Here is a 16519-nt window from a genome sequence, read left to right as displayed (position 1 = left end):
CCGGAAGTAACATGTTGGAACTTGATGGAATGTGAAACGGTCGTTATAGTGCCGCTTCCGGTGCCCTTTGAGCACCGAACCGGCGCACGAATGACGGTCGTTATGCAGCCTTCAAGCTTATCGGTGCAATAGCGTGCCGATACCGATATGAATGTTCCCCTGACCGGAACAGCAATGTGGCAGGTGGAGACCTTGCCCTCACTCATAAAAAGCGCTCTGCTAGAGCGCAGCTCGAGATGCATAGGCTGTATTACTTTTTGCTTCAAAAATTAAAGGAAATTGCAATGAAAAAAACTCTGATCACCCTGGCAGTTCTGGCAGCAGCCACTGGCGTAGCTCAAGCTCAATCGAGCGTTGTTATCTACGGTACCGTTGACGCAGGTTTCGTCAGCGAGCGCGGCGGCGTTAAAGGCAATGTAAACAAGCTGGACAGCGGCGTTGCTTCGGCTTCCCGTCTGGGCTTCAAAGGCACCGAAGATCTGGGCAGCGGCCTGTCGGCTCTGTTCCTGTTGGAATCGGGCTTCAGCGTTGACAACGGTCAACAAGACGTTGCAGGTACCTTGTTCAACCGTCAAGCTTACGTTGGTCTGAGCAGCAAAACGACCGGTACCCTGACCCTGGGTCGTCAATACACCCCTTGGTACAACACCCTGTCGAAAGTTGCTGATCCATTCGCAGCTGGCTACGCTGGTTCCGCTAAAAACTTGTTCCCAGCGAACACCCGCACCAGCAACACCGTGCTGTACACCTCGCCAAACTTCAACGGTTTTGACGGCGACGTAGCGTACACCTTCGGCGAAAACGCTGATTCGAACAAAATCGGCCGCAAAATCGGCGCGTCGGTTGGCTACTCGAATGGTCCTCTGAATGCACGTCTGGCTTACAACAACACCAGCAACGACACCGCGACCATCGAACAAGGTAGCGGCCGCAACTGGTTGGCTGCAGCTAACTACGACTTCGCAGTTGCTAAAGCTTACGTCGCATACGGCGTGAACAAAGGTGCACAAAGCGCCAACCTGAACAACGGTAACGTACAGAACTACAACTACGCTCCTGCTGCTCTGAGCACCGACAGCAACAACATCCTGGTCGGCGCAACCGTACCAGTCGGCCCAGCTGGCACCGTAATGGCTTCGTTCATCCGTACGAACGACAAAACCGCTGCTAACGCTGATGCTGATCAATGGGCACTGGGTTACTCCTACGCTCTGTCGAAGCGCACGAGCACCTACGCTTCGTACGCCAAGATCAAGAACAAAAACGGCGCTAACTACACCGTTGGTAACAACAGCAATGTTGGTACGGGCGACAAAGCCTTCAACGTTGGTGTTCGTCACTCGTTCTAATATTCGCGCAAGCGAAGCTTAGTACCGCCAAGGCATCCCCTCGGGGATGCTGCAAGCAAAGAAACGCGCTGTCTGGCTTCGGCCTGGCAGCGCGTTTTTGCATGTGCGGCGCCAGTTATAATGGCGCCGTTACTCAAGTAAAGGAATGCCATGAATTCATACACCTCGCCGCGTCTGGCTGCCATGCTGGCCGCGCTGCTGCTGCTCGCCAGCGCCACCGGTGCCGCCTTCGCGGCAGTCAAGGGAAAGAAGCCGGTTGGACTGGAGCGCTATGGCGTGGCCGTCTACTCGGATCTATGTCTGCAAAAGGATAGCGGCGAGATCGGCGGCCAGCGCGTGACCCTGCACCGCTTCGCCGAGGCTGATTCCGTCATCTACGAATTCACGGCGGGTGCCCTGAGCTGGCCTATCGTGGCCAACGACGTCAACCTGGACACCGCCACGGGCGCCTTCGATTTCACCATCGCGGGCGCCGACAATGAAGAGCGCACCATCGTCGGCAAGTTTTCCAAAGATGGGCAAACCCTGACACTGGAAGGTGATTACTGCGGCGGCAATGTGCGCATGCCCATGAAACTGAGCCGCGTGCGCGATTTCGGCCGTCCCCTGAAAAATTGCACGCCATGCCCGCCGATGCCGGAAGCGCCGGCGGAGGCCGTGCCTGCCGAGGAAAGTGCGCCCGTGCCCGCTGCCTGAGCGATTGCCTCTGTCAAAAAGAAAAAGGCCCGGTATCGACCGGGCCTTTGTTGTTTCTCGCCTTGCAAGGGGCTTATTTGGCCGCCTGCGCCTTTTCTGCCGTGGCACGGATGGTGGCCAGGGTGGCATTCGGCGTGATCAGGTTGCCGTCGTAGCGCAGCTCGATCAGGGCCGGCAAGCTGTGCGTCCTGGCGTGTGCCAGCGCCCGTTGCAGCGCAGGGGCGAATTCTTCTGTCGTATTCACCACTGCGCCATGCGCGCCATACGCTTGCGCCAGCGCCGCGAAATCGGGATTGTGCAAGGTCGTGCCAGAGACGCGGCCCGGGTAGTCGCGCTCCTGGTGCATGCGGATGGTACCGAACATCTGGTTATTGAAGACGATGATGACCACGCCCGCCTGGTATTGCACGGCGGTGGCCAGTTCCTGGCCATTCATCATGTATTCGCCATCGCCGGCAAAGGTGATCACGGTGCGCTCCGGATGCACGATCTTTGCCGCCACGCCGGACGGCACGCCGTAGCCCATGGCGCCATTCGTCGGTGCCAGTTGCGTGCGCATGCCGCCATAGCGGTAGAAGCGGTGCGCCCACGAGGCGTAATTGCCGGCGCCGTTCGTCAGAATGGTGTCGGGGGGCACCTGTGCCATGATTTCCTGCGTCACTTGCCACAGGTCCAGCGGCGCCTGGCCATCCTGGAAGATGGGTGGGCGCTCTTGGTAGGCTGCCAGCTCGGCCTTGGCTTCGGCCGGCGACTGTTTCCATGTGGAAGCGTCCACGGGGTCCATGGCAGCCAGCATGGCGCAGACCTGCGGCATGCCGCTGTTGATCATCAGCTCAGCCTGGTAAACGCTGCCCAGCTCTTCGGCGTCCGTGTGGATGTGCACCAGACGCTGGCGCGGCACGGGCGAGTCGAACAGGGTGTAGCCGCCCGTCGTCATTTCACCCAGGCGCGGGCCGATGGCGATGACGAGGTCGGCATTTTTCACGCGCGCGGCCAGTTTCGGGTTGATGCCGATGCCGACGTCGCCGATATAGTTCGGGTGGGCATTGTCGAGCAAGTCCTGGAAACGGAAGGCGCAGGCGACGGGCAAGTGATTCGCCTCGGCGAACTGTTGCAGGTCGGCGCACGCCTGCGGCGTCCAGGTGGTGCCGCCCAGCAAGACCAGCGGCTGTTTCGCCGTGGCCAGCATGGCGCGCAGCTGCTGCAACTGCGCGTCTGATGGCGCAGCCTGCACGGGCTGGTAGGCGCGCGTGTCTGCGACAGTCGCCATGGAAATGAGCATGTCTTCCGGCAGGGCCAGCACCACGGGGCCGGGGCGGCCGCTGGTGGCCACCTGGAAGGCACGTGCCAGGTATTCGGGAATGCGCTCGGCGCGGTCGATCTGCGCCACCCACTTGGCCATCTGGCCGTACATGCGGCGGTAGTCGATTTCCTGGAACGCTTCGCGGTCGACAAAATCATTGCCGACCTGGCCGATGAACAGGATCATCGGGGTGGAATCCTGATACGCCGTGTGCACGCCGATCGAGGCATTGGTGGCGCCCGGTCCGCGTGTGACGAAGCAGATGCCCGGCTTGCCCGTCAGCTTGCCGTAGGCTTCGGCCATGAAGGCGGCGCCGCCTTCCTGGCGGTTGATGATGAAGCGGATGCCCGAATCGTGCAGTGCGTCGAGCACGTCCAGGTAGCTTTCGCCAGGCACGCCAAAAGCGGTGTCGACACCATGGATCTGCAGGGCATCGACCAGGATCTGGCCGCCGGTACGGGATTGTTGCGTCATGTTCGGCTCTTTATATTCTAGTGGGTGGCAAAGAAGTGGGGCAAGCGGTGCGCATGCGCTTGCATGCAAGCAGCTTGCCTCATTCTATGTGAGCCGATTTGGCCCGGCTTTTGAAATGGCGACACCGAATTACACAATCCCCCGGGCCGGGGCCCGACGAGGGGGCCGGCGAGCGGTTTCGCGCCTGCACAGGCCTTTTTGCAGAAACATGCTGCGGCGCGGTACAATGGCGGGTGAAGCAGGCCAGACAGTCGCTGGCTGGTGCAGCAATGCACTAGCGGGAGGAAGGTCCGGACTCCATAGAGCGGGGTGACGGTTAACGGCCGTCCGCTGAAAGCCGCAAGGTATAAGGCGAGGAATAGGGCCACAGAGACGAGCGTATTAAGTTACGGTGAAACGCGGTAACCTCCACCTGGTGCAATTTCAAATAGGCACGCGATGATGCTGCTCGCGGAGCGTGCGGGTAGAAAGCTTGAGCGCCCGAGTAATCTGGCGCCTAGAGGAATGACTGTCATAGCGCCAACCTGCAAGGGAAGGCGCCGTAACAAAATCCGGCCTATCGGCCTGCTTCACTTGAATTTGTGTTCCCTGGTCTGCCGGGGAGTGTATCGGACACAGCGGCTTGCCTGCTGCGCGCCACCAAAAAGCCCCCCGCAAAGGGGCTTTTTTTGTTTCTAAAAATATAGCAGTTAAGATAAAGTTGTATATACAACTAAAAATGAACAATTGGTTAAAGTTTCTTCTTTTCAATTAATTGCTGCATTGCAAAAATAGTTTGTCTGCATCAGGCTAGCCCCGGAAAACCGGGCGGGAGCGCGTCATGGGCGAATTTTTTTTGCCTTAAACCAAGTCTTTTGCTGTGGCTGCTTGCTGTTGTGCCTGGATGACGAAAGTATTGTCATGTGTCAACTAACTGTAAAAAATTCAATTTTTCGATTTCGTCTTTTTCGATGTTTACGGTAGGAAAACACATGTGTGCAGATGAGGTAGCACATTCACTATCTTTCATAAGTATCTAATTTATCGATATATTTTTATTTGAGACTGCTTCAACGATATGCGCTAAGTCCTTAATTTCATTAATAAAATTCCTGTTTTACCAATCGGAAACCGCTTGACCACTATCTTTGCTTACTCTAAAGTGGGCAACTGTGTGAAAAAGTGTGTTTTTGTGGGAAATTTCCCCTTTTCATCGTGATGCGCAAGCGTCGCAACCCAAGCTCAAAAAAGGTCTTCCGTGTTTCAAGGCGCGTCCGCAATCAATCTCGATGCCAAAGGCAGGATGTCTATCCCTGCCAAGCACCGTGACGCGCTGGCGATTCAATGCGAAGGCCGTTTGACCTTGACCAAACACCCCGATGGCTGCCTGCTGTTTTTCCCCCGTCCCGTGTGGGAAAGCCACCGCCAGCAAATCGCCGCCTGGCCCATGTCGGCGCGCGCCTGGCAGCGCATCTTCCTCGGCAACGCCGTCGACGTCGAGCTGGACTCGGCTGGCCGCGTGCTGATCTCGCCCGAATTGCGCAACGCCGTGGGGCTGTCGCGCGAAGTCATGATGATCGGCATGGGCAGTCACTTTGAAATATGGGATGCCGTCAAGTTGGCTGATAAAGAACAGCAGGCGATCGATGCCGGCACCCCCGATGTACTTTCCAATTTTTCTTTCTAAGGCTCCGTAATGACACAACTCACGGTGCCGGAATTTCAGCATCGCACGGTGCTGCTCGATGAAGCGGTCGATGCGCTCGACCTCACGGGCGACCGCGCGCACGGCATTTACGTCGATGGCACGTTTGGCCGCGGCGGGCATAGCCGATTGATTTTGTCGCGCCTGGCCGCTGATGCGCGCCTGATCGGCTTCGACAAGGATTTGCAAGCCATCGCCACGGCCGAACAGATCGGCGACCCCCGCTTTGAAATTGTCCATGACAGCTTTGCCACCATGACGGCCAGCCTGGCCGCGCGTGGCGTCCGGCAGGTGGACGGCATCTTGCTCGACCTGGGCATCTCGTCGCCGCAGGTCGACGATGCAGCGCGCGGTTTCAGTTTCCGCAACGACGGACCGCTGGATATGCGCATGGATACCACGCGCGGTATCTCCGCGGCCGAATGGCTGGCGGTGGAAACCGAGCAGAATTTAGAGAAAGTGATACGCGATTATGGGGAAGAACGGTTTGCTTTTCAGATTGCAAAGGCGATTGTTGCTGGCCGGGCAGTCCAGCCAATTTCAAGCACACGACAGCTTGCCAGCATCGTGGCAGGCGCCGTCAAGACCCGCGAGAAGGGTAAGGACCCCGCTACCCGCACCTTTCAGGCCATACGCATTTTCATTAACAAAGAGCTCGAGGATCTCGAGATCGGGCTGAGCCAGGCGTATGCCTGCCTGGCGCCCGGCGCGCGCATGGCCGTGATCAGTTTTCATTCGCTGGAAGACCGCATGGTCAAGCGCTTCTTCGCCTCGAAGGCGAACGTGGAGCAGCCTGACCGCCGCCTGCCGATCCGCGCGGTCGACTTGCCGCAGCCGGAAATGAAGCTGATCTTGAAGATGAAGCCGTCCGATGCCGAGATCGAGGGGAATCCCCGTTCGCGTTCGGCCGTGATGCGCGTGGCGCAGCGCCTGCCGCTGGTCGCCCCTGCGAATGGCGGCTCCCGATGACTGGCAAGCTTTGTGTCGTGCTGTCGGCCCTGCTGGTGTGCTGTGGCCTGTCGCTGGTGAACGCGCAGTACCAGTCGCGCCACCTGCTGATCGACCTGGAGCGCGCGCAAGCGCTGTCCCGCCAGCTCGACATCGACTGGGCGCAGCTGCAGCTGGACCAGTCGACCCTGGGCAAGCATGAGCGCATTGAATCGATTGCTCGGCGTGACCTGAGCATGACGCCGCTGACGGCGGCGCGTACGCAGTACCTGACGGAGGGCGAATAATGAAGTTGGGCGGTAACAGCAACGGCAGGGTGGCGGCATCGAAAGGCGTGCCATTCTCGAAGAACCCCGTACTGGCGGTGCGACTGCCCGTCTGGCGTTCGCGCGTCGTGCTGTTCCTGCTGTTCTTCGCTTTCGCCGGCCTGGGCGTGCGCGCCCTGTGGCTGCAGGGCGTGTCGACGCAGTTTTTGCAAAAGCAGGGCAAGGCACGCTACGAACGCACGCTGGAACTGCCGGCCACGCGCGGCAAGATCACCGACCGCAACGGCCAGGTGCTGGCCTCGTCCGTGCCCGTGAAAGCCATCTGGGCCATTCCCGACGACGTGCTGCAGGCGTCACCCGAGAAAATCAACGCGTTGGCCGGCTTGCTGGAAATGAATGTCAACGAATTGCGCAAGAAGCTCGATTCGGACCGCAGCTTCGTTTACCTGAAACGCCAGGTCGAGATGGACGTGGCCGACAAGATCTCCAAGCTGGGCATCGACGGCATCGACGAGCGCAAGGAATACAAGCGCTTTTATCCACAGGGCGAAGTGATGACCCACGTGGTCGGTTTTACCAATGTGGAAGACGTGGGCCAGGAAAGCATGGAACTGGCGCAGCAGAAAACCCTCGTCGGCACCACCGGCAGCCGCCGCGTGATCAAGGACCGCCTGGGCCACATTGTCGAAGATATCGGCTTCATCCACGAACCGCATGACGGCAAGGACCTGACCCTGTCCGTGGACAGCAAGATCCAGTACATCGCCTTCACGCAGTTGAAGGAAGCGGTGGAAAAATTTAATGCCAAGGCTGGCGGCGCCGTGGTGCTCGACGTGCACACGGGTGAAGTGCTGGCCCTGGCCAACTACCCCAGCTATGACCCGAACGACCGCCGCAAGCTCACGGGCCAGCAGCTGCGCAACCGCGTCATGACCGACACCTTTGAGCCCGGTTCGACCCTGAAACCGATCACCGTCTCGCTGGCGCTCGATACGGGACGCGTCAAGCCGACCACCCTGATCGACACGGGGCCGGGCCGCTACACCATCGCCGACCGAACCATTACCGATACCAAGCCGCACGGCGTGATCAATGTCTCTGAAATCATCGAGATGTCGTCGAACATCGGCACCTCGAAAATCGCGCTGGGCATGCCGTCGCAGGAAATGTGGGAAATGTTTACCAAGGTAGGCTTCGGCCAGCAGCCGAAATGGGGCTTCCCCGGCGCTGTGGCCGGCCGCGTGCGTCCATATAAATCGTGGCGCCCGGTGGAACAGGCCACCATGAGCTACGGTAACGGCATTTCCGTGTCGCTGATCCAGCTGGCGCGCTCTTACATGATGTTCGCCCGTGATGGCGACACGATTCCATTATCGTTCCAGAAGGTCAATGAGCTGCCTGTGGGCCAGCAGGTGATCAAGCCGAAGACGGCCGCCGAAATGCGCGCCATGCTGGAACTGGTGGTCTCCGGCGCGCACGGCTCGGCCAAGCGCGCCCAGGTCGCCGGTTACCGCGTCGGCGGCAAGACGGGTACCGCCTACAAGGTGGAAAACGGCCGTTATGCGATGCCGCGCAAATATATTGGCTCTTTCGTGGGCATGGTGCCGATGTCGGCGCCGCGCTTCATCATTGCCGTGATGATCGATGAACCGACCGGCCCCGCCCACTACGGCGGCCAGGTGGCCGCTCCCGCTTTCGCGGCGATTGCGACCAACGCGCTGCGCGCGATGAACGTACCGCCCGATTCCTCCGTTACCGAAATCGTGGTCCCGGCCAATGCCGGCCCGGAGGCCATGTGAAGTCACTCATGACCATACAAGACATCAGTTTGTGGATCAAAGCGGCTGCCCCGTCCGGGCAGCTGACGTCCGATTCGCGGCGCGTGCAGCGCGGCGACGTGTTTTTCGCCTACGCTGGCGCCACCCATTTCATCGACGCCGCTATCGAGCAGGGCGCCGCCGCCATCGTGCATGACGCCGTGGAATGGAACGCCGCATGGAATGTGCCGCATCTGCTGGTCGGCGACCTGAAGCGCCTGGCTGGCCCCGTGGCACATGCTGTTTACGACATGCCCGACAGTGCCATGTTCAGCGCTGGTGTGACGGGCACGAATGGCAAGACCTCGTGCGCCTTGTGGCTGGCGCAGGCCTTGGCGCGCCTGGGCGAAACATCGTCCGTCATCGGTACTTTGGGCGTGGGCCTGTGCAGGCCGCGCGGCGCCATCGAATTCGACGTCACCGGCTACACCACGCCCGACGCCGTGCTGCTGGCGCGTAAACTCGCCGCCATGCGCGACGCTGGCGCCAAGGCTGTTGCCATCGAAGTGTCGTCGATTGGCCTGGATCAGGACCGCGCGGCCGGCATGCATTTCGATGTCGCCATGTTCACCAATTTGACGCGCGACCACCTCGATTACCATGGCGACATGGCCACTTACGAGGCGGCCAAAGTCAAGCTGTTCGACTGGCCCGGCCTGAAGACGGCCGTCATCAACCTGGACGACCCCATGGGCTTGCGTCTGGCGCGCCACGTGGACGGCAAGCTGGCGGGCGAGTATCCGGTCATCGGCTACACCTTGCAGGATGCGGCGGCCTTGCCCGACCTGCCGGGCGTGCTGATGCTGCGTGCCAGCCAGTTCCGCAGCCGCAATGCCGGCACCGACTTCCATCTGGAATGCGCGCTGGGCGTGGCGCTGGTCAAAACGCAACTGGTGGGTCACTTCAATATCAGCAACGCGCTGGCCGTGCTGGGCGCCTTGCTGGCGCACGGCACCGGCCTGCGCGCCGCCATCGACGGCATCGAATCGCTGCAGCCGGCTCCCGGCCGCATGCAGCAGGTGGGTGGACAGGAAGCGCCGATGGTCGTCATCGATTACGCGCATACGCCGGACGCGCTGGAAAAAACCCTGGCCGCCTTGCGCCAGGTGGCGCAGGAACGGGGCGGCCAGCTGTGGTGCGTGTTCGGCTGCGGTGGCGACCGCGATCCGGGCAAGCGTCCGCAGATGGGCGCCATCGCGCAGCTGGCCGATCACGTGCTGGTTACCAGCGACAATCCGCGCAGCGAAGACCCGCACGCCATCATCGCGCAGATCGTCGCCGGTATGCGCACAGACGGACCGCAGCCGCAGGCTATCGAAGACCGCGCCGCAGCCATCCTGTCGGCCATCAAGCATGCCGCCAAGCCGGACGTGATCCTGCTGGCGGGCAAGGGCCATGAGCCGTACCAGGAAATCAAGGGCAAGAAACTGCCGTTCTCCGATGCCGATCATGCGCAGCTGGCCCTGTCCGCGCGCCTGACCATGATGAGGACGAACTGATGGACCGCCTCATGCACGCGACCCTGGCCGAACTGATGCCTGCCCTGCATGGCGCGCAGATGACGGGCGACACCGTTTTTGACGGTGTATCAACCGACAGCCGCAGCGCGCCAGCCGGCTCGCTCTTCGTCGCCTTGCGCGGCGAAAGTTTCGACGCCCATGACTTCCTCGACCAGGTGGCCGCCAGTGGCGTTGCCGCCGTGGTGGTCGAGCGCCTGCCCGCAGGCTGGGATAGCAGCAAGGTGCCGGCCATCGTGGTCGCTGATACCCTGGTCGCGCTGGGCCGCATCGCCAATTACTGGCGCGGCCGTTTCAACCTGCCCGTCATTGGCGTTACCGGCAGCAATGGCAAGACCACCGTCAAGGAGATGATTTCGTCCATCCTGGCGACGGCCTTTGGCGAAGAAGGCCGCCTGGCCACGCGCGGCAACCTGAATAATGAAATCGGCGTGCCATTGACCCTGTTCCGCCTCAGCGATCAGCACAAGGCGGCCGTGATCGAGATGGGCATGAACCATCCGGGCGAAATCGCGCGCCTTGCGGCAATCGCCGCGCCGACGCTGGCGATGGTTAACAACGCGCAGCGCGAGCACCAGGAATTCATGCACACGGTGGTAGCGGTGGCGCGTGAAAACGGCGCCGCGCTGGCTGCATTGGCCGACGACGGCGTGGCTGTTTTCCCGCACGGCGACGAATTCACGCCCCTGTGGCGCGAACTGGCCGGCGCGCGCGCCGTCATCACCTTCGGGCTGTCGAAGGATGCCGACGTAAGCTGCACGCATCGCGTGGCCGAGGATTTTGGCAGCGACATGTTCGTCAGCGTGCGCGCGCAGGATGGCAGCTTGCGCCAGTTCTTCGTCGGCTTGCAGGCGGCGGGCGAGCACAATGTGCGCAATGCGCTGGCTGCGGCGGCATGCGCCATTGGCGCCGGTATCGCCATCGAGCATATCAAGCAGGGCCTGGAGGCGTTCGCGCCCGTGAACGGTCGCCTGCAGAAAAAACGTGCCGTCAACGGCGCCACCATCATCGACGACACGTATAACGCCAATCCGGATTCGGTGAGGGCGGCCATCGACGTGCTGGCGCAGGCCGCGGCACCGCGCATTCTGGTGCTGGGCGAGATGGCGGAAGTTGGCACGCAGGGGCAGCAGTTCCACGAAGAGATCGGCGCCTACGCCGCCGCCAAAGGCATCGAACACGTGCTGGCGACGGGCGGCCTGGCGCGCCATCTGGTGAATGCGGCGCAGGCTGCCGCCAGCCAGGAATCGGGCACGGTCGTGGAGTATTTCGAACAGTTCGACGGCTTGCTGGCAGCGCTCGATGCGCATCTGTCCGGCCGCTCGGATGCAACAGTATTAATCAAGGGCTCCCGCTCCATGAAAATGGAACGGGCCGTGCAGCATTTGATTGGTTCAAACAACAAAAACAAGGAAGCTCACTAATCATGCTGCTCTGGCTCGCTCATTATTTCCAGGACGACATTGGCCCACTGCGGGTCTTTAACTTCATCACTTTCCGCGCCGTCTTCGCGACCCTGACCGCGATCCTGATCGGCCTGTGCGCCGGTCCCGCCGTGATCCGCATGCTCACGCGCATGAAGGTCGGCCAGGCCGTGCGTACGGACGGCCCGCAAACGCATCTGAAAAAACACGGCACCCCGACCATGGGCGGCGTGCTGATTCTCATTGCCATCGGCATTTCCACCTTGCTGTGGGCCGACTTGTCGAACCGCTTCATCTGGCCAGTGCTGATCGTCACCCTGGGCTTTGGCGCCGTCGGCTGGGCTGATGACTACCGCAAGGTGGTGCACCAGGACCCGGAAGGCATGCGCTCGCGCGAAAAATACTTCTGGCAGTCGCTGATTGGCATCGCCGCCGCGTTTTACCTGGCGTTTTCCGTGTCCATCTCCGAGCCCAATGCTGGCCAGGTGTGGAATCTGATCTACGCCTGGGTGCAGTCCGGCTTCGCCATGGACTTGCCGCCCAAGGCCGACCTGATTGTCCCGTTCTTCAAGACCATCAGCTATCCGCTGGGCGTGTGGGGCTTCATTGCGCTGACCTATTGCGTAATCGTCGGCACCAGCAACGCCGTCAATTTCACGGATGGTCTCGATGGCCTGGCCATCATGCCGACCGTGATGGTGGGTACGGCCCTGGGCCTGTTCGCCTACCTGACGGGCAACGCCACGTATGCGCGCTACCTGTTCATCCCGCATATTCCGGGCGCCGGCGAACTGGTAATTTTCTGCGGCGCGCTGGCCGGTTCCGGCCTGGCCTTCCTCTGGTATAACACGCACCCTGCGAAAGTGTTCATGGGCGACGTGGGCGCGCTGGCACTGGGCGGCGCACTGGGCACCGTGGCCGTCATCGTGCGCCAGGAAATCGTCCTGTTCATCATGGGCGGCATCTTCGTCGTCGAAACACTGTCTGTGATCATCCAGGTCGTCTGGTTCAAGTACACCAAGAAGCGCTACGGCACGGGCCGCCGCGTCTTCCTGATGGCGCCACTGCATCACCATTTTGAACAAAAAGGCTGGAAAGAGACGCAGGTTGTCGTGCGTTTCTGGATCATCACCATGATGCTGGTGCTGCTCGGCCTGACCACCTTGAAGCTGCGCTAATGATGTACGACGCTAAAACCGCACTGGTACTGGGCCTCGGCGAATCGGGGCTGGCCATGGCCCTGTGGCTGGCCCGCAGCGGTGCGGCCGTGCGCGTGGCCGATACAAGGGAAGCCCCGGAGCGCCTGGCCGCCTTGCAGGCCGCCGTGCCGCAGGCGCGCTTCATCGCTGGCGCCTTCACGGCCGAATTGCTCGATGGCGTCGACTTCGTCGCGGTCAGCCCCGGCCTGGCGCCGGGCCGCGAACTGGCGCAGATTGCACCTGCCGCTGCCGAGAAAAATATCCCCGTATGGGGCGAGATCGAACTGTTCGCGCAAGCGCTGGCGGCGTTGAAGGCGGAACGCGGCTATGCGCCGAAAGTCATCGCCATCACGGGCACCAACGGCAAGACGACGGTGACCAGCCTGGTAGGCTTGCTGTGCGAACGCGCGGGCCTGGCCACGCGCGTGGCCGGCAATATCAGCCCGGCGGCGCTGGATGTGTTGCGCGAAGTGCTCGATGCCGAGCCTGCGCCGCAGCCGGTGGATGCGGAAGCTGACGTGGCGGAAGCTGTCGCCAGCACCTTGCCGCAGGCGTGGATTTTGGAGTTGTCCAGCTTCCAGTTGCACACGACCTTCAGCCTGCAGGCCGATGCGGCCACGGTCCTAAATCTGTCGCAGGACCACCTGGACTGGCATGGCGACATGGCTGCGTATGCCAAAGACAAGGCGCGCATCTTCGGCGACCAGACAGTACGCATCCTGAACCGCGACGATGCCGCCGTGATGCACATGGCCGATCCGCTGACCGAGACCGTTACCTTCGGCACGGGCGAGCCGGCGGAGGTGGACAGCTTTGGCCTGGTCAATGAACGGGGTATTTTCTGGCTGGCGCAAGCCGTGCCCAGCGAAGAGGTCATCGAGAAGAAACGCAGGAAGAACGATCCGGCACCGGAACCGGTGCCGACGATGGCCAAGAAACTGATGCCGGCCGATGCGCTGAAAATCCGTGGCCAGCACAATGCCTCGAATGCGCTGGCGGCGCTTGCCCTGTGCCGCGCCATCGGCCTGCCGTTCGCGCCACTGCTGCACGGCTTGCGCGAGTACCAGGGGGAGCCGCATAGGGTGGAACTGATCACGGCCGTCAATGAAGTCGAATACTACGACGATAGCAAGGGCACCAACGTGGGCGCGACAGTGGCTGCGTTGTTCGGCCTGGGCAAGGCGTTTGGCGGTGCGGAACAACGCCTGGTGCTGATCGCCGGCGGCGATGGCAAGGGGCAGGATTTCTCGCCGCTGGCTGAACCCGTGTCGCGCTATGTGCGCGCCGTGGTGCTGATCGGCCGCGACGCGCCGGCGCTGCGCACGGCCCTTGAGCCGGCCGGCGTGGACATCGTCGACTGCGCCACCTTGCCGGAAGCCGTCAAGCGCGCCAGCAGCCTGGCGCTGGCCGGCGATGCCGTGCTGCTGTCGCCCGCTTGCGCCAGCCTGGACATGTTCAAGAACTATGCGCACCGCGCGCAGGTGTTTGTCGACGCCGTGCGCGACATCGCGCTGGAAAACGGACAGGATATCTGATGGCCTTCCAACTGCCCTTCAGCTTTGGTTCCGGCTCGGCTGCCAAGCCGCTGGATAGCCGCGCGCGGCAGTCGAAGATGATGGACTATGACAAGCCGCTGGTGTGGGTGGTCCTGTTGCTCATGCTGCTGGGCATGGTGATGGTGTATTCGGCATCGATTTCGCTGTCGGACGCGCGCAAGTTCGCCGCCTACACCAACAATTATTTCGTTGTGCGTCAGGCGCTGTTCATCGGCGTATCGATCATCGTCGCCGCAATGGTGTTCCGCATCCGCATCGCCACCTGGCAAAAGATCGCGCCGTGGCTGTTCATCGGCACGCTGGTGCTGCTGGTAATGGTCTTGATACCTGGCCTGGGCGTGTCGGTCAATGGCGGGCGCCGCTGGCTGAACTTGCCGGGCCTGCGTCCGCAGCCGTCCGAACTGATGAAGGTAGTGATGGTGCTGTACGCCGCCGACTACACCGTGCGCAAGCAGGAGTACATGCACAAATTGACCAAGGGCTTCATGCCGATGGCGCTGGCCGTCAGCTTCGTCGGCCTGCTGCTGCTGATGGAACCCGACCTGGGCGCTTTCGGCGTGATCGTCTGCATCGCCATGGGCATTCTGTTTTTGGGCGGCGTCAACGCCATCTGGTTCGGCGGCATCGGCGCCATGCTGACGGCGATCTTCGTCACCATCATCGCCTTGTCGAAATTCCGCCGCGAGCGGTTTTTTGCGTATCTCGATCCGTGGCAGGAAGATAATGCGCTCAACAAGGCCTACCAGTTGACGCACTCGCTGATCGCCTTCGGGCGCGGCGAACTGTTTGGCGTGGGACTGGGCGGCAGCGTGGAAAAACTGCACTACCTGCCCGAAGCGCATACGGACTTCTTGCTGGCCGTGATCGGCGAGGAACTGGGCCTGGTGGGCGTGCTGATCGTGATCGGCATGTTTTACTGGATTATCAAGCGGGCCTTCGACATCGGCCGGCAGGCGATCGCCATCGACCAGACCTTCGCCGGATTGACGGCGAAAGGCATCGCCATCTGGATCGGCGTGCAGACCTTCATCAACATGGGCGTGAACCTTGGCCTGCTGCCGACCAAGGGGCTGACTTTGCCCCTGATGAGTTATGGCGGCACGGGCGTACTGATTAACTGTATCGGCCTGGCGATTTTGCTGCGCATCGATTACGAAAACCGGATCCTGATGCGCGGAGGCCGGCTATGAACAATGTGACGAACTTGAAAACGACGAAAAGACTGATGATCATGGCGGCCGGTACTGGCGGCCATATTTTCCCGGGCCTGGCGATTGCGCAGACGATGCGCGCGCGCGGCTGGGAAGTGAGCTGGCTGGGCACGACCCACGGCATGGAACAGGAACTGGTGCCGAAAAGCGGCATTCCCATGGATGCCATCGCGTTCTCAGGCATGCGTGGCAAGGGCCTGGCGCATACGGTCAAAGGCGGTTTCAAGATGCTGGCGAGCTTCTTTGCCATTCGCCGTTTTATCGCCAGCCGCAAGCCGGACGTGGTGATGGGCATGGGCGGCTACGTGACCGTGCCGGGCGGCCTGATGGCGCGCCTGAAGGGCGTGCCGCTGGTGCTGGTCAATGCCGACGCGGCGCTGCTGCTGTCGAACAAGACGCTGGTGCCGCTGGCGCAAAAGGTCTGTTTCGGTTTTCCCGCCGATTTCGGCAGCGCTGCGGGCAAGGCCGTCGTCACGGGCAATCCCGTGCGCGCGGAGATTCTCGCCATGGCGCCGCCGGCGTCCCGCTTTGCGGGCCGCAGCGGGCCGCTGCGTATCCTGGTGGTGGGCGGCAGCCTGGGCGCGAAAGCGCTGAACGACAATCTGCCCGCCGCGCTGGCCTTGATGCCGGAGGGCGAACGTCCGCTGGTGACGCACCAGTCGGGCAAGAAGAATATCGACGCCCTGCATGCAGCGTATGCGCAGGCGGGCGTGCAGGCCGATGTGGTCGACTTCATCGACGACATGGCCAAGGCCTATACCGAGGCCGACCTGGTGATTTGCCGTGCTGGCGCCATCACCCTGTCGGAACTGACGGCGGCCGGCGTGGCCAGCGTGCTTGTGCCGCTGGTAGCGTCAACCACCAGCCACCAGCGCGACAACGCGCAATGGATGGCGAAGCAGGGCGCGGCGATTCATCTGCCGCAGACGGAAATGAGTGCGGCGTCGCTGAGCGCCTTGCTGGCGTCGCTGAGCCGCGATACCTGCCAGCAGATGGCGCAAGCGGCACTGGCAGCAGGCAAGCGCGACGCCAATGAGGCGATCGCACACGTATTGGAAAAATTGGCATGAGGTTA

The 16519-nt window shown here is 61.6% G+C and carries 13 protein-coding genes and 1 other RNA gene; 13 read left to right on the top strand and 1 reads right to left on the bottom strand.

All coding sequences use genetic code 11. From position 1 onward, the window contains the following. Window positions 1-284: 284 nt before the first annotated feature. A complete protein-coding gene (locus C8C89_RS00320; protein ID WP_101483919.1) occupies window positions 285-1349 on the top strand; it encodes a porin in 1065 nt (354 codons plus the stop codon). A gap of 150 nt (window positions 1350-1499) precedes the next feature. Further along, window positions 1500-2045, top strand: a complete 546-nt coding sequence (locus C8C89_RS00315) for a hypothetical protein (RefSeq protein ID WP_133988616.1) — start codon at window positions 1500-1502, stop codon at window positions 2043-2045. A gap of 73 nt (window positions 2046-2118) precedes the next feature. Here C8C89_RS00315 and C8C89_RS00310 read toward each other — a convergent pair whose 3' ends face one another. Further along, the gene (locus C8C89_RS00310; protein WP_133988615.1) at window positions 2119-3822 is read right to left on the bottom strand and encodes a thiamine pyrophosphate-binding protein; all 1704 of its coding nucleotides are present in this window, start codon (window positions 3820-3822) and stop codon (window positions 2119-2121) included. Window positions 3823-4057: 235 nt separating this feature from the next. Here C8C89_RS00310 and rnpB point away from each other — a divergent pair. From rnpB to murG, 11 genes are all read left to right on the top strand, one after another. Next, window positions 4058-4397: RNase P RNA component class A (gene rnpB / locus C8C89_RS00305), an RNA gene on the top strand. Window positions 4398-5059: 662 nt separating this feature from the next. After that, the gene (gene mraZ, locus C8C89_RS00300; protein ID WP_101483922.1) at window positions 5060-5488 is read left to right on the top strand and encodes a division/cell wall cluster transcriptional repressor MraZ; all 429 of its coding nucleotides are present in this window, start codon (window positions 5060-5062) and stop codon (window positions 5486-5488) included. Window positions 5489-5497: 9 nt separating this feature from the next. Beyond that, the gene (rsmH, locus tag C8C89_RS00295) at window positions 5498-6475 is read left to right on the top strand and encodes a 16S rRNA (cytosine(1402)-N(4))-methyltransferase RsmH (RefSeq protein ID WP_101483923.1); all 978 of its coding nucleotides are present in this window, start codon (window positions 5498-5500) and stop codon (window positions 6473-6475) included. Then, a complete protein-coding gene (ftsL, locus tag C8C89_RS00290) occupies window positions 6472-6741 on the top strand; it encodes a cell division protein FtsL (protein ID WP_034748894.1) in 270 nt (89 codons plus the stop codon). The genes rsmH and ftsL overlap by 4 nt, the downstream gene beginning before the upstream one ends. Next, on the top strand, window positions 6741-8519 hold the full coding sequence (locus C8C89_RS00285) for a penicillin-binding protein 2 (protein WP_101483924.1): 1779 nt from the start codon (window positions 6741-6743) through the stop codon (window positions 8517-8519). The genes ftsL and C8C89_RS00285 overlap by 1 nt, the downstream gene beginning before the upstream one ends. Before the next feature lie 8 nt (window positions 8520-8527). Then, window positions 8528-10036 carry a UDP-N-acetylmuramoyl-L-alanyl-D-glutamate--2,6-diaminopimelate ligase gene (locus C8C89_RS00280; RefSeq protein ID WP_133988614.1) on the top strand — a complete coding sequence of 503 codons (1509 nt, stop codon included), beginning with the start codon at window positions 8528-8530 and terminating at the stop codon, window positions 10034-10036. An 11-nt stretch (window positions 10037-10047) separates the two neighbouring features. Next, window positions 10048-11478: a UDP-N-acetylmuramoyl-tripeptide--D-alanyl-D-alanine ligase gene (murF, locus tag C8C89_RS00275; RefSeq protein ID WP_133993052.1), complete on the top strand. Its 1431-nt coding sequence runs from the start codon at window positions 10048-10050 to the stop codon at window positions 11476-11478. A 2-nt stretch (window positions 11479-11480) separates the two neighbouring features. Beyond that, the gene (gene mraY, locus C8C89_RS00270) at window positions 11481-12656 is read left to right on the top strand and encodes a phospho-N-acetylmuramoyl-pentapeptide-transferase (protein WP_101483926.1); all 1176 of its coding nucleotides are present in this window, start codon (window positions 11481-11483) and stop codon (window positions 12654-12656) included. Then, window positions 12656-14212 (top strand): UDP-N-acetylmuramoyl-L-alanine--D-glutamate ligase, encoded by a 1557-nt coding sequence (murD, locus tag C8C89_RS00265; protein WP_133988613.1) that lies wholly within the window; start codon window positions 12656-12658, stop codon window positions 14210-14212. Before mraY ends, murD begins: the two co-directional genes overlap by 1 nt. Further along, window positions 14212-15423 (top strand): putative lipid II flippase FtsW, encoded by a 1212-nt coding sequence (ftsW, locus tag C8C89_RS00260; RefSeq protein WP_101483928.1) that lies wholly within the window; start codon window positions 14212-14214, stop codon window positions 15421-15423. Before murD ends, ftsW begins: the two co-directional genes overlap by 1 nt. Further along, the gene (murG, locus tag C8C89_RS00255; protein WP_133988612.1) at window positions 15420-16514 is read left to right on the top strand and encodes an undecaprenyldiphospho-muramoylpentapeptide beta-N-acetylglucosaminyltransferase; all 1095 of its coding nucleotides are present in this window, start codon (window positions 15420-15422) and stop codon (window positions 16512-16514) included. The genes ftsW and murG overlap by 4 nt, the downstream gene beginning before the upstream one ends. Window positions 16515-16519 lie beyond the last annotated feature (5 nt).

Origin of the sequence: Janthinobacterium sp. 75, from assembly GCF_004365495.1 — a bacterium.
Classification (GTDB): domain Bacteria; phylum Pseudomonadota; class Gammaproteobacteria; order Burkholderiales; family Burkholderiaceae_D; genus Janthinobacterium.
The sequence above is the reverse complement of the archived record's forward strand: the minus strand, read 5'-3'. Positions and strand labels throughout refer to the sequence as shown.

Coding starts and splice junctions, on each gene's coding strand:
- murD (WP_133988613.1), top strand. CDS start 12,656: ATGATGTACGACGCTAAAACCGCACTGGTACTGGGCCTCGGCGAATCG.
- C8C89_RS00310 (WP_133988615.1), bottom strand. CDS start 3,822: ATGACGCAACAATCCCGTACCGGCGGCCAGATCCTGGTCGATGCCCTG.
- rsmH (WP_101483923.1), top strand. CDS start 5,498: ATGACACAACTCACGGTGCCGGAATTTCAGCATCGCACGGTGCTGCTC.
- murF (WP_133993052.1), top strand. CDS start 10,048: ATGCACGCGACCCTGGCCGAACTGATGCCTGCCCTGCATGGCGCGCAG.
- C8C89_RS00280 (WP_133988614.1), top strand. CDS start 8,528: ATGACCATACAAGACATCAGTTTGTGGATCAAAGCGGCTGCCCCGTCC.
- ftsW (WP_101483928.1), top strand. CDS start 14,212: ATGGCCTTCCAACTGCCCTTCAGCTTTGGTTCCGGCTCGGCTGCCAAG.
- C8C89_RS00285 (WP_101483924.1), top strand. CDS start 6,741: ATGAAGTTGGGCGGTAACAGCAACGGCAGGGTGGCGGCATCGAAAGGC.
- C8C89_RS00315 (WP_133988616.1), top strand. CDS start 1,500: ATGAATTCATACACCTCGCCGCGTCTGGCTGCCATGCTGGCCGCGCTG.
- mraY (WP_101483926.1), top strand. CDS start 11,481: ATGCTGCTCTGGCTCGCTCATTATTTCCAGGACGACATTGGCCCACTG.
- C8C89_RS00320 (WP_101483919.1), top strand. CDS start 285: ATGAAAAAAACTCTGATCACCCTGGCAGTTCTGGCAGCAGCCACTGGC.
- murG (WP_133988612.1), top strand. CDS start 15,420: ATGAACAATGTGACGAACTTGAAAACGACGAAAAGACTGATGATCATG.
- ftsL (WP_034748894.1), top strand. CDS start 6,472: ATGACTGGCAAGCTTTGTGTCGTGCTGTCGGCCCTGCTGGTGTGCTGT.